This window comes from Arthrobacter sp. HY1533 (assembly GCF_027568515.1).
GTDB lineage: Bacteria > Actinomycetota > Actinomycetes > Actinomycetales > Micrococcaceae > Specibacter.
Genome location: NZ_JANKZF010000019.1, coordinates 76,172 through 90,944, shown reverse-complemented (window position 1 = coordinate 90,944; position 14,773 = coordinate 76,172). Strand labels below are relative to the sequence as shown.

The following is a 14,773-nucleotide window of genomic DNA, read 5'->3' as shown; positions in this document are numbered from 1 at the left end:
GGTCGGTTTTGACCTTATCGCCCGGTGCCCGCAACAGTTTCGAGGATGCCGCGACCACGCAATCGATCCCGGCCTCGCGCAGGTGCCGGGCGAGCACGTACCCGGTCGGGCCCGACTCGTAGACCGCCTTCACGGGTGGCTCGAAGCGGCGGATCCAGTCCAGGACGACCACCGGGTCTGAATCCATGGCCATCCTCACCAGCTCCCCGGTGTCGGGATTCAACGCGCATCCCACCACAGAAACCGCGTGAACATCGAGCCCAATAAACGTATGCTGAAACATAGCCGGGACCTCCCAAAACTCACATGTGGCACTACCAATGCAACACTCCCAAGGCCGCAAAGCCAAGGAGGTTGTTCACTGGCAACCCACGGAAGCTGTGAAACAGAAGGCCCCGGCCCTCACCTCATATCGTCTAACTCCTGAAATGCAGAATGGCCGGTTCCCGAAAGGGGAACCGGCCATTCTGTGGGCCCACGCGCCCGAGGGCCCCGATGTGCAGACGCGCCAGCGGCTGCACATCGGGAGGGCGTGGGGATTAGTCGCGGGTCAGGCGGCGGTGGGTGACGCGGTGCGGACGGGCCGCATCGGCGCCCAGGCGCTCAACCTTGTTTTCCTCGTAGGAATCGAAGTTGCCCTCGAACCAGTGCCAGTTGGCCGGGTTCTCATCGGTGCCTTCGTAGGCCAGGATGTGGGTGGCCACTCGGTCCAGGAACCAACGGTCGTGAGATACCACCACGGCGCAACCGGGGAATTCCAGCAGCGCGTTTTCCAGGCTGCTGAGGGTTTCCACGTCAAGGTCGTTGGTGGGCTCATCCAAAAGCAACAGGTTTCCACCCTGCTTGAGGGTCAGCGCCAGGTTCAGGCGGTTGCGCTCACCACCGGAGAGCACACCTGCCTTCTTCTGCTGGTCCGGACCCTTGAAACCGAAGGCTGCGACGTAGGCGCGTGAAGGCATTTCCACGTTGCCCACCTGGATGAAGTCCAGGCCGTCGGAAACTACCTGCCACAGGGTCTTGTCCGGGTCGATGCCGCCGCGGCTCTGGTCGGCGTAGGAGATCTTGACGGATTCGCCCACCTTGAGCTTGCCGCCGTCGAGCGGTTCCAGGCCAACGATGGTCTTGAACAGGGTCGACTTGCCGACACCGTTGGGGCCGATGACGCCGACGATGCCGTTGCGGGGCAGGGTGAAGGAGAGTCCGTCGATCAGTACGCGGTCGCCGAAGCCCTTCTTCAGGTTTTCGGCTTCCAGGACGATGCCGCCCAGGCGCGGGCCCGGCGGAATCTGGATTTCCTCGAAGTCGAGCTTGCGCGTGCGGTCGGCCTCGGCAGCCATTTCCTCGTAGCGTGCAAGACGGGCCTTGGACTTGGTCTGGCGGCCCTTGGCGTTGGAGCGTACCCACTCGAGTTCTTCGGTGAGGCGCTTTGCCTGCTTGGCGTCCTTCTTGCCCTGGACTTCCAGGCGGGCGCGCTTCTTCTCCAGATAGGTGGAGTAGTTGCCTTCGTACGGGTACAGGTGGCCGCGGTCAACTTCGGCGATCCACTCGGCCACGTGGTCAAGGAAGTACCTATCGTGGGTCACGGCGAGGACGGCGCCGGCGTAGCTCTTGAGGTGCTGTTCCAGCCAGTTCACGGACTCGGCGTCCAAGTGGTTGGTGGGCTCATCCAGGAGCAGCAGGTCAGGCTTCTGCAGCAGGAGCTTGCACAGGGCAACGCGGCGGCGCTCACCACCGGAGAGTACCGTGACGTCGGAGTCGGCCGGCGGGCACTGGAGCGCGTCCATGGCCTGCTCGAGCTGGGAGTCGATGTCCCAAGCGTCGGCGGCGTCGATGGCTTCCTGCAGCTTGCCCATCTCTTCGAGGAGGGTGTCGAAGTCAGCGTCGGGGCTGGCCATTTCCTCGGAGATCTCGTTGTAGCGCTGGATCTTGCCGTAGATTTCGCCAACGCCTTCCTGGACGTTGCCCAGGACGGTCTTTTCCTCGTTCAGCGGCGGCTCCTGGAGCAGGATGCCCACGGTGTAGCCGGGGCTCAGGCGAGCCTCGCCGTTGGAGGGGGTGTCCAAGCCAGCCATGATCTTCAGGATGGTGGACTTGCCAGCACCGTTGGGCCCCACGACGCCAATCTTGGCGCCGGGGTAGAAAGACATGCTTACGTTGTCAAGAATGAGTTTTTCGCCAACAGCCTTGCGGGCATTGGACATCGTATAAATAAATTCCGCCATACCCCCAAGGTTAGTGGGTGCAGGCTCATAACTCACATTCGCAGCAGGCAGTGTTTCTGCGGGTCCCGTTCGGGACTGCGGTGTGGGAAGGTTTGCCCTAGTGGACGTCGCCCACGAAACAGCGGCCCGAGGCCAGCACGGGGAGAACTGTCACGGCGACGTTGCCGTCGCGGACCTGGCCGATGACACATTCCTCGGCCACCAGGGTTGCAGCTTCAACCGCATCAACGGCAAGACCCGTCGGGGTGATGTCGATGGAGAGTTCAGTTTTCTCCTTGACGGCCCCTGCCTCGAGCATGGCGGCCATCATCTGCTCCCGGTTGGGGGCCTTGGTGGTGGCGGCCAGCTTAGACAGTGATGCCTTCAGCTTCGTGGAGAATTCCTGTGCAGCCGACGGGGGTTTGGTGGCTTCAGCAGGTGCCTCCGGAGCATCCTTGGCGGGTGCGGCGGCTGAGGTGGCCGGGGCGTCCTGCGCAGTGGACCCGCCGCCAGGCAGCATCGAACATCCACCCAACGCGATAGCCGCCACCAGAAGGATTGCCGCTCCGGCATTGCGGAAAGTCCTGCGGCCGGATTCGCCCTGCTGAAGGGGTTCTGTCTTGTCCAAAGTCACCCCGCCATTGTGCCATGGCCTGCTTCACATTTCCCCAACGCCTCAGAAGGGCACTGACTCGTCGACGATCTCACCGGTTTCCTCGTTGTACCCTTCGCCGTTCTGGAGACCGTCGGCGCTGTTCTCCAGGGCGGCAGCCTGTCCCCCGGTGTCGCCATTGTCACCTTCGTTTGGGTCGCCGGCTTCCTCGGCGTTTTCGTCGTTGTCGGGTGGGACTTCACCTTCCTCGTCATCTCCATTCCCATACTGGTGCGTTGGGGATGCGCCAGCTCCTTGCCACGTGCCGCCCTGGGTGTCTGACCGGGCATTGGAAGTGCGGTGGAAGCTGGCCTTGCCGAACTTCAGGTCAGGACCGATGGCCTCGGCTTCAATCTCCACCTTCGTACCCGGAGCCCCGTCCTTGCGCACATAGGAGCTTACGGAGAGCTTCCCGACCAGCACGATGCGGTCTCCCTTGTGGATGCTGACCACAGTGTTTGAGGCCAGTGCGCGCCAAACGGTCACGTGGTACCAGTTGGTTGCACCGTCCACCCACTGGTTCGTGGGCTTGTCGAATCGCCGGGTGTTGCTTCCCATGCGAAACTTGCCCAGGACAACGCCCGAGTCCAGGGTGACTGTTTCGATCTCGGAGCTAACAAATCCCGTCAAGCTGATCTGATCCGCCATTTCGATTCCTTCCGTGTGCCGCGGCTGCAGCAGTGATTGGTTGCCTCCAGCCAACGCCTTGGAAGCCATGCCGAACAGTGGGCAAGCTCCATCTGTGGACGGCCGCGTCTGTGGCTCCGCCTGTGGGGGAAGAGATCGGCGGATAAACCTGATAATTTAGATGCGGTCCCTTGTGGACCAACGCCTCGGTAGCTCAGCGGATAGAGCAGGAGCCTTCTAATCTCTTGGTCGTGGGTTCAATTCCCGCCCGGGGCACCAAAAAGTGGCTCTGACCTGCGGTTTCATCCTGCGGGTCGGAGTCACTTAAGGCCAAAAACGACCCAAGTCACGATTTACTCACGTTTTTGAATGAAAAATTCGTCACGTTTTTGGTTTGCTTTGGGGCGGAAATGGGTTCAATTTCTGCTCACGTTTTTGGCAACTTGAGCACTCCGCCATTCGGAGGGGTGTCCGGCTCGTTGCAGCTAAATCGGCCCTCATACTTCAATCCGGAGCCACCTTCAGCCTCCGTTCGCTCACATAGCCCCACCGCCGAAGTCCTAGCGCGCGGAGTTCTATCAACTAAGGGCCGCTCCCAACAGGAAAACACTCCAGGCCCACAGTGCAAGGCAGTTCAGCTCGGACTCTAGGCAGGCAAACAGGGCCATCTGGAGCTAGTCGACAATTAGCATCGTCCTGTTATGGAGGCCAAAAACTATGAGGCCTCCATCTCACACAAATCCTCGCCAAGAGTCGACATCCCGTACTGGCGCAGCATGGCGTGTTCAAGTGGAGGTGCCACATGGTTGCGGTTAGGATCCAATAAGCGCTAAAACGCTGATGGTATGGACTACAACTGGGGATCTAGTGACAACCGAGCAAATACTTCCACCTGATCCGCATCTCATGGAGTCAATGCGCGCAGTCGGGTACACGCTACAGACAGCTGTGGCCGACCTCATCGACAACTCGATTTCTGCATCAGCCACGATGGTCGACATATTTTTCGGAAGTTCACCTTATCCATATGTTGCCTTGGTCGACAACGGCGAAGGAATGTCATCCGGAGAAGCCATCGATGCAATGCGGCTCGCAGGTACTAGCCCCTTGACCAAACGAAATCCCAATGACCTTGGACGATTTGGTCTAGGTCTGAAAACCGCATCGCTTTCGCAGTGCCGAGACTTGGTCGTCGTTTCGAAACACGAAGGTGCTCTGTGCGGATTCGAGTGGAACATCGACCACATGATCGCACAACAGACGTGGAGCCTGCTCGTCCTCGCCGGAGATGAGCTAAAGTCCTTGCCCCGGTTCAACGAATTGGCCGATCGCACCTCAGGAACCTTGGTCATCTGGCGAAATCTCGATCGACTAACCGCAACTGTTGGAGACCTAAGTTCATCGTTCGACGCGGCAATGACTGAAGTTAGAAGTCATCTGGCACTTGTCTTTCATAGATTCCTTGCCGGAGAGCATGGCCAACGTTTTGAGATACGAATTAACCGCGTAGCTATACAAGGTTCTGATCCTTATCTAGAGTCCAACAAAGCAACCCAGCTCGGCCCATCCGAGTCGTTCTCCGTCGCCGGAGAACAAATAGAAGTCCAGCCATACACGCTTCCACACCTAAATCGCATGACCCCACTTGAGAAGAAGCGAGCTCAAGTCGCGGGCCGCGTTCGCGACAGCCAGGGCTTTTACATTTACCGTGAACTTCGGTTAGTCATCTGGGGAACTTGGTTTCGGATTGCCCCCAAAGACGACCTAGGAAAACTCGCGCGAGTCAGAGTCGACATCCCAAATACACTCGATCATTTGTGGTCCCTCGACATAAAGAAAGCCTCCGCCGCACCACCCCCTCAGATTCGCGACAACCTTCGCCGAATAGCAGGACGAATCGTGGCACCGAGCAGAAGTGTTCATCTCTATCGTGGCCGAATTGTCCAAGAACAGTCCCGGACTAACCCAATATGGAACGTTATCGACGACCGCGGCAATTTTCGTTACGAAATCAATCGGGAAAATCCGGCTGTGGCGGCACTGACCGACCGGATGATGCCAGAAGATATGACGCAAATGTCGACTTTGTTAACGCTTCTGGAATCCACATTCCCGGTTGAGGACGCATACAACAGACTCGGTCAAGACGAGAGCCATTCACCTCAACAGCCAAGTGGTCCGGGCCTCGAAAGCTTGGCATCAGCGCTTTGGAAAGCCTATAAAGCCAGTGGCGGCAACCCAGAGCAGTTTGTCTCCGCCATGGCATCGATCGAACCGTTCATCCTCACGTCTTCCCCGAAAGAATTACTTCGAAAGGTCGTCAATGACTAGCCAAGCCGCTTCCGACCCCAGCTCCATTCGTTCTCAAACGGAAAACCTCGAAAACGTCGTGAGTCTTCTCCTCAGCGACAACAATCACAGCGAATCTGAACTTCACAACGAACTGGCGAAGTACCGACCGCTCGTGGCACCCCACATTTCCGACGATGATGTGGCCACGGCGCACCGCCGTCTTGTAAGTAAATTAAGCATAGATGTCGAACTCGGCGTTGGGATTACGGATAAAGATTTTAAGCCTTGGCTCGCATCAAAAAAGCATCACGTGGAATGGTCTCGGTGGCTCACGTACAAACAATGGCTACGAAGCAATAATCGTTCTCCACGAGTTCTCGAAAAAATGGAAATCTTCACTGACGAGATATTAGACTATGTCGGTGACCCGACACTGCCCGGGCCTTGGGACCGAAAGGGCCTAATCATTGGTGACGTACAGTCAGGGAAAACACAAACCTACTTGGGCCTGCTCAACAAAGCAGCCGACGCCGGCTATCGCCTCATCATCCTCTTGGCCGGAAATACTGAGTCGTTGAGGCAGCAAACCCAAATTCGTGTTGATGAAGGATTTCTTGGAAAGGATTCAAGTCGGAACGTCTCTAGGTCAGGAACGGGTACGTCGGCCGACCGATTTGTTGGAGTCGGCCGACTGAATAAGCAGTTGACTTATGCCACCGGAATGACGACAGTCGTCCAAGACTTTCTCCAAGCGAGCAAGGACGCCACCAGCATTAGTGTGTCCGAGGAGTCACCTAATCCATTCATCTTTGTCGTCAAGAAAAACGTCCATGTTCTGAACGCGCTCATTGACTGGACGAACGACCAACCAAAGTCTCATGGCCGGATCGAACTGCCACTCTTGCTCATTGACGACGAATCGGACTACGGCTCTGTTAATACTGGCAAGGAAGACGACCCGACAAAGACGAACTTCCTCATTCGCAAGCTCCTTGGAAAGTTTTCACGGAACTCCTATGTCGCCATCACGGCGACTCCGTTCGCAAATATCCTCATCGACCACGAGGCCGAGACTGTCAAAGACGGCGAAGTTCACCCCGACCTATTTCCGAAGGATTTCGTCTACGGGTTGGAGGCACCCACGAACTACGTGGGAGCCAATCAAGTCTTTGGAACCGAGGACAACATCAATGAAGACAAAGTCATAGACCTCCACGATGTGGAACCATTGCTCCCGCTCAAGCACAGGCAGTACCACGTAGTCCATGACATCCCCGAGAGCCTAAAGACAGCCATAAAGGTCTATGTTGTCGCGAACGCCGTTCGTGATATACGAGGGCAAGAAGACCAGCGGCGCGCCATGCTGATCAACGTTTCACGTTTCAAGCGAGTTCAAACGCACTTGCATGACTTTGTGAAGAATGAAATTGACAGCATCAAGAATGCACTCGAAGCCCATGCCATCCTCTACAACGAGGGCGTCGAAAACCAGATCATCGATGGACTGAAGTCAACCTTCGAAACGTTCTATTCCACGGCTGGGCCCACGTGGTCGGAAGTTCTCGCCGCTCTCCCGAACTCAGCCAACGAAATTACCGTCAGGACGTTCAACTCGGACACCGAAAAACTCCTGAAGGAACAGCAACAAAGCGCCGAAATGCCAAAGCGCGTCATCGCCATCGGTGGTGACGTCCTCAGCCGCGGTCTAACCCTCGAAGGCCTCATGGTCAGCTACTACTACCGAAACGTCCGAGCAGCCGACACTATGATGCAAATGGCTCGTTGGTTCGGTTACCGGGACGAATACGAAGACCTCTGCCGCATCTGGATCGATCCTGGTGTAGCAGCCGACTACCGTTTCATAGCCGACGCCGTTGCTGAACTGCGCTCAGATCTAAGACTCATGCAGCGCCAGTCATTGACCCCCCTCGATTTCGGGCTGTCTATACGCATGCATCCTGGCGCACTTCTGATCACGGCGAAGAATAAGTCCAAGTCGGCCGCAGTAGAACCTAAAGTCATCAGCCTTATCGGGCGGCGCATTGAGACCTCACGGCTCGACCCGAGGAAAATGACCATTAGGGAAAACAGGGGTGCTGCCATCGCCCTTGCAGAGACACTCGTCGGAACATTCGGTCAGCCCGGTCAAACCCGACGTGGCTACCCGCGTTTCACAAACGTCCCGCAAAACTTGGTCGCTGCCTTCCTTGACGAGTACACCGCACACCGTATGGACGAACTCTTCTATGGCAACGCCATCAGCAAGTTTGTGAAGAACAACAAGACAGCCAAGTTCACGAAGTGGGATGTAGTTTTCATCAACGGCACAAAAAAGGCCGATTCCGAAGAATCGTTTGGCGGTGTGAAGATCCATCCACCGACCCGAACAATGACCGTCGGCGCCGCTGATGAACTACTCGTTTCAGGAAAAAGCAGCAGGCTGGCAGGTAGCGACGACCTAAGAAGACTACTCGACTCTGCCATCGATGACGCCCTTACCGAAGGCTTTAAGCAGGAGTACCCGGGCAAGCAAGTCCCAGAATCAGCCATCTACGAGCACCTTCCGAGGCCAATCTTGCTTGTCTACGTTCTGGTACCCAACTTCAAGGAATTGCCAGAAAAGGATCGGAAAAAAGTCGCAAACATTGAACAAGAGCAAATCGTTGGCATAAAGCTCGCTTTTCCGGGGAACCGCCTCGACGTCAACAATCGGGACGGTGACGTTCGCTACCTCATCAACACTGTCGCTCAAAAACAATGGTTCGTAGAGTACTCCGGAACTGATGAGGATGACGATGTCTAATCCCGTTGAAGACCTATGGCTGAGAGCCATTGAGCAACGGCTGCCTAAAACGCTCGAAGTTGATCCGGATCTAGAGCTTCGCCTCGTATGTGGAACTGACCAAGCGGGACAACCGATGTTCTGTTCCATCAGCAGCCTCAAGCCCGGCATTCCTGAACTGTCCGACGCGGTTGATGTAGCACGCACACAGAGGAGTATCGACGGCCATTGGGTGCTCCTGCTGACGCTCAAGGCGCCCAAGTTTACGGACGTTTTCGTCCGGCTCTGCGCACATATCGTGGATCGAGTCTCAGGGACCAGTTCTGAAGCTCAAGGACTCGCGACCTTCATGGCTAGCGTTGAGGAGTGGCGGACGCTCCTCAAGGCACCTCCGAGTCAACGACTATCCTTGGAGGCTGCCCGTGGCCTGTTTGGTGAGCTTTTGATCGGCTTTTCAAATCTTGCCCTGGAATGCACAGTCGGTGACGTCATAGATGCGTGGCATGGACCGTTCCAAAGTGATCAAGACTTTCAGTTTCCTGGTGGGCCCTTAGTCGAAATCAAAACCATACATAGCGGCACCCGCCGCATTCAGATTTCGTCAGAAAACCAATTGAATCGCCTGCCGAATCAGCGGCTGTTCGTCTGCGTCGTGGCCGCCGATGATGCCGTGGCGGATACGCCAGGGGCCTTGACGATTCCTGGCCTTCTTGACCATGCGGATCGGTTGCTACAAGAATCCGGCGTTCCCCAGTCCGAGCTGGCCCGCCGTCTCGACGCAGTCTGTTTCGATCGGTATGACGAGGCATACGAAGACATGTATTTCCTTCCGACAAGACACCAGTTCCTCGAAGTTAAGGGCGCGTTCCCCCGACTCGAGCCCAGCAAGTTACCAAACGGTGTAAGTCGGGTCTCGTATTTCTTGAACTTGGCGGACCTAGCACCGTTTGAATGCAGCATTTCAGAGCTTGGGTTGCCGCCCACCGAACCGAAAGCGTCGCCGAATGAATCTAGATGATTTCCACTTAGACCTGCAAAACACTGTTAACGCCCGTGCCGCCGTGGAGAATGATTACACATCAATGGCTTTCATGGCTGAAGTGTCGGAAAGATTTGCCGAAGCTGGTGAAGTTGAAAACTTCACCGTCCTGCAGTTTGAAGGCAAAGGCCAGCGCAACAAGAAACTGGCCGTCCACGCTTATGACTTGGACGACGCCGACGAATCGGTTTCACTGGCCGTACTCTTGTACGCCAACTCTGATTCGCTCGATGTAGTCACTGCGACCGACGCAAAGAAGCGGCTAACTGCTCTCGAGGGCTTTCTATCTGAAGCAGTTTCCGGACAATTCACTGTTGGAAGGGAAGAAAGTTCTGCGGTCTATCAACTCGCCGTAGATCTAAACCATCGTGGACGCGCAGTTTCGCGATATCGCCTGTACCTTGTCACGAATGGTCGGCTCAGTGACCGGATCAAAGAAATCCCATCCTCGAGCATTAACGGTATCCCCGTAGATTTTCACCTCTGGGACCTGCAGCGACTTCACCAAGTTCAGGAGTCCCAGCAGGGTCGTGAAGCCTTAGAGATCAACTTGACCAAATGGGTTCCGGAAGGTCTCCCCATATTGGAAATAAACGGCGACTCAACAGACTTCGCCACGTACATGGCCGCTGTACCGGGAGCTTTGGTGGCTGACCTGTATGGGCAGTATGGAAGCAGGCTGCTTGAAGGGAACGTGCGTTCATTCCTTAGCGGGCGAGGCAAAGTCAACAAAGGTATTAAGGCCACCATTCACTCCGAACCTGAGATGTTCATGGCGTACAACAATGGCATCACTGCAACTGCTACAGGTCTGACACGCACGGAGGACGGCCTTCGTGCGACGGCCCTCGTAGACTTACAAATTGTCAACGGTGGACAAACTACCGCCTCGCTGTTCTATGTCGCAAGGGAAGGCACCGACCAAACCGTACTCAGGGACGTATACGTGCCAATGAAACTTGTAGTAGTGGATCCCACGAAAGCCGTTGACCTAGTGCCGAAGATCTCTCGCTTTGCAAATAGCCAGAATCGGGTCAGTGAAGCAGACTTCTTCTCCAATAGCCCATTCCATATCCGTTTGGAAGAGCTGGCGCGAAGGTTGCTGGTTCCAGCCCGGCCTGGCCTCAATTACCAGACCAAGTGGTACTACGAGCGAACTCGCGGACAGTACCTCAATGAAAAGAACAAGCTAGCCACGGCCGATGCGAATAAATTCCTAGCAACCTTTCCGCGAGGGCAGGTAATTACTAAGACTGATGTGGCAAAATATGCCGTCTCATGGGCTCAGAAGCCGCATCTTGTGAGCGCGGGTGCGCAAAAGAACTTTGTTGCCTTCGCTGAAAGTATCGCAAAAGTTTGGGAATCGTCTAACGAGGCAATAAATGAGCAGTACTTCCGGGACCTAGTCGCCAAAGCGATCATGTACGAAGAAGTGCGAAAGGCTGTCGCCAAGTCCGACTGGTATGACAAGGGCTACCTTGCGAACATCGTCACGTACGCCATAGCCAAACTTTCTCTCGAAATCGACAAGCAAGCTCCTGGGAATCACTTCAATTTCTCGGCGATCTGGAACCTCCAGACGTTGCCCGATGCGGTCCTAGAGACAGCCCTTGCGTCTGCCAAGCTTGCCTTCGAAATTCTCACGGCTCCTAGCCGTCGGGTAGCCAACGTTACTGAGTGGGCCAAATCACAGGCCTGTTGGGAGGCTGTACGAACGGCCACCTTCGAGCTGCCAGATAACTTCAAACGCGGCCTTGTCGACACGTCTGATCGCGCGGAGGCGCTGAACAATTCAAAAACCACTCAGCGGATCGACAACAGCATCGACATCCAAAAGCAGGTTTTTTCAACATCTAAGGAACAATGGGAAGGCTTACGAGAGTTCGCTCTCCGCAGTCGCATTGCAGGGCCAACTGATATTGGCATACTTGATATCGTCACTGGACGTAAAACCGGGTTTCCTTCTGAACGGCAATGCGCACGCCTCATCGCAACGCTAACAAAGGCCCGCGAAAAGGGATTTGCACAATTCTAGTCCACGCTAGATTCGGCAGCGACGCCCAACCGCAATGTCTCCACCACTTTCTCCGCAATCAAATGCGCCAACAGCGGAGGCACGGCGTTTCCAACCTGGTGATACTGCATCGTCCGAGTACCTTCGAAAAAATAGTTATCTGGAAACGTCTGAAGTCTAGCGGCTTCACGGACCGTTAAACTACGCATCTGTGATTCATCGGGGTGAATATAATAGTGACCGTCTTTAGAAATGTGAGAGACAATGGTCGTCGACGGCTCATCCCACACTTGAACCCTAAATCGGTCAAGGAAGGGAGTGTCTTTCTGGCCGATATTCTTGTGATTTGGCTCAAGACCGTCGGGTAAGTCCGAGAACTTAGGGCTCTTCCCTAATTCACCGGCTTTCCACGCGAGATGCGCATAGCGTTCAATGTCAGATTCCATATGACTTCTCGATTGATGCTGGAGAGTTTTCTCTAAGTATTTATCTTGGATCCACTTTTGGTATCTTTCTTTGGGCACATCCAACCCGGCATCCTCGATAGGTTCTTCAGGCTCCACGAAAACCGCTGCTAGTGAATCGTCCGTGTCATCTGCAGCAAGTGCATCACGACGGGCAACCGTCCGCTGCTTGAGCATTTCCCAGTTTTCGTCACTATCAAAGCGCATTGGCGAAATCCGCGAACGAAGAACTGGAAGATCTGCTATGGCGTCCCGCACGGTGACTTTCGAAGTTTTCTCCAAGACTGCATAGTCTGTTCGCTCAACGACGTCAGTTCTAACGCCGAGAAGGATTATTCGATGACGTTTCTGCGGGATACCATATTCTTCCGCACGTATGACGAATTCTTTCGGTAAAATTTTGCCATTTTTTGGATCAACAACCAATGACCTAACTTCGTAACGAACAGAATCGCTCGGGCGTCGCAGGTCGTTGAGTATTTGGTCAATCATGCTAACGCCATGATTCTTTGAAGACAGCAACCCTTTGACGTTTTCCATGACAAACACCGAAGGCTTGAATCGCCTAAGTATGTCCAAGTACTCTTCATAAAGAAAATGCTTCTTATCAAACGCGAAGTCGGAGTCGTTCGTTCGGCGTGATCGTCCTGCTAAGGAGTATGCCTGACATGGTGGACCACCAATCAGGACCCAGTCTCCTGCAGCATTTTTCGGTGAAGCAGCCAGCGCCTTCGCGATCCGATCGCCTACGTCTTTGCGAGTCGCTTGACCAAGCTCGATTTCATGCACGTGATCATCAGCGGCTACAACTGCCACATCAACTCTCGGTTCAGTCTTAAATTCGTCCCACTCCATTACGCCCGATATGTAGTCGTAGTAAGCCTGAGGCACGCCGCCGTTGCGCTTGAGGTGACGGTAGACCGAACGAAGTTTGAGGGTCTTGACTGCATTGGCTTCCATCTCAAATGAGGCGACAGTTTGGAACCGAGGTTCTCCCTCTTCTTCCCCTATGCTCGAAAATCCCTCGTTCAGTCCGCCTGGCCCCGCGAACAGGTCGATTACGGGCATGGGGACCAAGCGAGAGGCAGGAATTTCAGATGTCATAGTAGCTCTAAGTTACCAGGTTATGCAGGGGTCTCTTGCATTGGAACCCAACACGATCATGTCGATCCAGACACGTGCCAATGGTGATCCTGCCAAGAATGGCGGTCACGTCATCTCTCGCCACGCTTCTCCTCACAGCCAGATATGTCGTCACGCGCGGCTGTTCCCAGGACCAGCCCTGAGGAGGGCAATAGACACCTCCTGCGGCACCGGTTGCAAGTCATGCAGTCAGTTAGAACTGGCGCTTTAGCCGATGGAACTCTATGAACACATGCCAAACACCGTGGTGCCTTCTGGTACCCCATCATCGCTGGGCGGGCCCTCCACGCAACCAGGGCGCTTCGCGCCGGTCACTCCTCCAAAAATTCTTCCTCGGCGCTCCTGCGTCGCTTATTTCCTCGAAACAATTTTTGCCCCGTGCCCGGTACCCCAAGTTGCCCTCCGGCCCCTAACACCCAGCGGTGATTCCTCTTACCAGAAGGCACCAACCGAGCAGGCGGCCGCGAACACCCAGCCACCGTTCACACAGGAGGAGCAGGACAATGGAACCGATCAGAATCAGCAGCCCAGCCGACGCCATCAGCTACATGAGCCACAGCCTCGGCTACTGGCCCAATGAAAGCCTCGTCTGCGTCGCCCTCGAGGGCAAGACACTCGGCCCCACCCTCCGAGTCAACCTTCCCCACACCACAGTCCCAGCTGAGAACTTCGTCGACGTCGTCGCCCACTCCGTCGGCATTGACCGCGACGCCACCGCTGTCCTCATCGCCCTCTTCACCCACCAGCCATGGGGCAAAGGACAGTCCAAGCCCTTCGCCGCCATGGTCCAAGGACTCAAGCAGCGGCTCATGGCTGCCGGGCTGCTCGTCCATGACGTGTGGATCGTCGGCCCCGAATCCTTCGCCACCTACGACGGCGCCAATCCAACCTCATGTGGCGAGGAGACCCCGCTGGCCGCCGTCGAGTCCTGCCTCCTGAACGCCGAGCTGGTCTACCAGGGCAGCACCGTCGGACACAGCGATTCACCGGCCATCCCCGAGTTATTCACCGCTGTCGACAACGAAGCAGTCGAGTCGGCGCTGCGGGACATGGCCACCCACCCGGCACAAAGCCTTGCCGCGGCCTACCGACTATGGACTGAATTCGTTGACCACGATGCCGACCCCACCCACGAGCAGTTGGCCGAGGTCCTTGCCGGGCTGCAGCACGTTGGGCTCAGGGACCAGATCCTGGCCAACATGCCCGGCATCAACGAACCCATGGGCGCCACCCTCCTGGGTGCCACAGATGAAGCCCCTCAATGGGACCGCATCGACAGCTCCGAAAAGCTGCTGCGACAGTTGCTCACCATCGCCGCCCCGACCCATGTGGCGGCCCCGTTGACGATGCTCGGGCACATCTGCTGGTGGAAGGGCAAGGGAACGGCAGCTGCGAACTACATGCACGTCGCCCTCACATTCGACCCCGACTACCACCTCGCCAAGCTGCTTGACCAGATGCTCGGCGCCGGCGTCGTCTCGGGCTGGGCACAACACAAAAACACCGCGTACCGGAACCACCATCAGTAATTTCACGCGATCCAGCACCAGCGATAACAG

General features: G+C 56.0%; 9 protein-coding genes, 1 tRNA gene and 1 pseudogene. 6 read left to right on the top strand and 5 right to left on the bottom strand.

Annotation, left to right across the window (positions count from 1 at the left end):
* The 4 genes and pseudogenes from PCK14_RS14755 to PCK14_RS14740 form a co-directional block, all read right to left on the bottom strand.
* A pseudogene (locus tag PCK14_RS14755) lies at positions 1-283 on the bottom strand (IS110 family transposase); the annotation flags it as partial.
* A gap of 256 nt (positions 284-539) precedes the next feature.
* Entirely contained in the window at positions 540-2,222 is a 1,683-nt protein-coding gene (ettA, locus tag PCK14_RS14750; protein ID WP_269939265.1) for an energy-dependent translational throttle protein EttA, read from the bottom strand.
* A 97-nt stretch (positions 2,223-2,319) separates the two neighbouring features.
* Positions 2,320-2,835 (bottom strand): DUF6993 domain-containing protein, encoded by a 516-nt coding sequence (locus PCK14_RS14745; RefSeq protein WP_269939264.1) that lies wholly within the window; start codon positions 2,833-2,835, stop codon positions 2,320-2,322.
* A gap of 42 nt (positions 2,836-2,877) precedes the next feature.
* Positions 2,878-3,501 carry a single-stranded DNA-binding protein gene (locus PCK14_RS14740; RefSeq protein WP_269939263.1) on the bottom strand — a complete coding sequence of 208 codons (624 nt, stop codon included), beginning with the start codon at positions 3,499-3,501 and terminating at the stop codon, positions 2,878-2,880.
* Between the two features lie 182 nt (positions 3,502-3,683).
* On the opposite strand from PCK14_RS14740, the gene PCK14_RS14735 reads away from it, so the two are divergent.
* The 5 genes from PCK14_RS14735 (at position 3,684) to PCK14_RS14715 (ending at position 11,628) form a co-directional block, all read left to right on the top strand.
* A tRNA-Arg gene (locus PCK14_RS14735) sits at positions 3,684-3,759 on the top strand.
* 561 nt (positions 3,760-4,320) lie between these two features.
* Positions 4,321-5,811: an ATP-binding protein gene (locus PCK14_RS14730; protein ID WP_333474363.1), complete on the top strand. Its 1,491-nt coding sequence runs from the start codon at positions 4,321-4,323 to the stop codon at positions 5,809-5,811.
* On the top strand, positions 5,804-8,575 hold the full coding sequence (locus tag PCK14_RS14725) for a Z1 domain-containing protein (RefSeq protein ID WP_269939262.1): 2,772 nt from the start codon (positions 5,804-5,806) through the stop codon (positions 8,573-8,575). Before PCK14_RS14730 ends, PCK14_RS14725 begins: the two co-directional genes overlap by 8 nt.
* On the top strand, positions 8,568-9,572 hold the full coding sequence (locus PCK14_RS14720) for a PD-(D/E)XK motif protein (protein ID WP_269939261.1): 1,005 nt from the start codon (positions 8,568-8,570) through the stop codon (positions 9,570-9,572). The genes PCK14_RS14725 and PCK14_RS14720 overlap by 8 nt, the downstream gene beginning before the upstream one ends.
* Positions 9,559-11,628 (top strand): AIPR family protein, encoded by a 2,070-nt coding sequence (locus PCK14_RS14715; RefSeq protein WP_269939260.1) that lies wholly within the window; start codon positions 9,559-9,561, stop codon positions 11,626-11,628. The genes PCK14_RS14720 and PCK14_RS14715 overlap by 14 nt, the downstream gene beginning before the upstream one ends.
* Here the strand turns inward: PCK14_RS14715 and PCK14_RS14710 are convergent.
* On the bottom strand, positions 11,625-13,175 hold the full coding sequence (locus PCK14_RS14710; protein ID WP_269939259.1) for a DNA cytosine methyltransferase: 1,551 nt from the start codon (positions 13,173-13,175) through the stop codon (positions 11,625-11,627). The genes PCK14_RS14715 and PCK14_RS14710 overlap by 4 nt on opposite strands.
* Before the next feature lie 542 nt (positions 13,176-13,717).
* On the opposite strand from PCK14_RS14710, the gene PCK14_RS14705 reads away from it, so the two are divergent.
* A complete protein-coding gene (locus PCK14_RS14705) occupies positions 13,718-14,743 on the top strand; it encodes a DUF4192 domain-containing protein (protein WP_269939258.1) in 1,026 nt (341 codons plus the stop codon).
* Positions 14,744-14,773: the final 30 nt, after the last annotated feature.

What these genes read in the sequence shown, in the direction of transcription:
- ettA (WP_269939265.1), bottom strand. Translation starts at nt 2,222, where the DNA reads ATGGCGGAATTTATTTATACGATGTCCAATGCCCGCAAGGCTGTTGGC.
- PCK14_RS14740 (WP_269939263.1), bottom strand. Translation starts at nt 3,501, where the DNA reads ATGGCGGATCAGATCAGCTTGACGGGATTTGTTAGCTCCGAGATCGAA.
- PCK14_RS14730 (WP_333474363.1), top strand. Translation starts at nt 4,321, where the DNA reads ATGGTATGGACTACAACTGGGGATCTAGTGACAACCGAGCAAATACTT.
- PCK14_RS14725 (WP_269939262.1), top strand. Translation starts at nt 5,804, where the DNA reads ATGACTAGCCAAGCCGCTTCCGACCCCAGCTCCATTCGTTCTCAAACG.
- PCK14_RS14720 (WP_269939261.1), top strand. Translation starts at nt 8,568, where the DNA reads ATGTCTAATCCCGTTGAAGACCTATGGCTGAGAGCCATTGAGCAACGG.
- PCK14_RS14715 (WP_269939260.1), top strand. Translation starts at nt 9,559, where the DNA reads ATGAATCTAGATGATTTCCACTTAGACCTGCAAAACACTGTTAACGCC.
- PCK14_RS14710 (WP_269939259.1), bottom strand. Translation starts at nt 13,175, where the DNA reads ATGACATCTGAAATTCCTGCCTCTCGCTTGGTCCCCATGCCCGTAATC.
- PCK14_RS14705 (WP_269939258.1), top strand. Translation starts at nt 13,718, where the DNA reads ATGGAACCGATCAGAATCAGCAGCCCAGCCGACGCCATCAGCTACATG.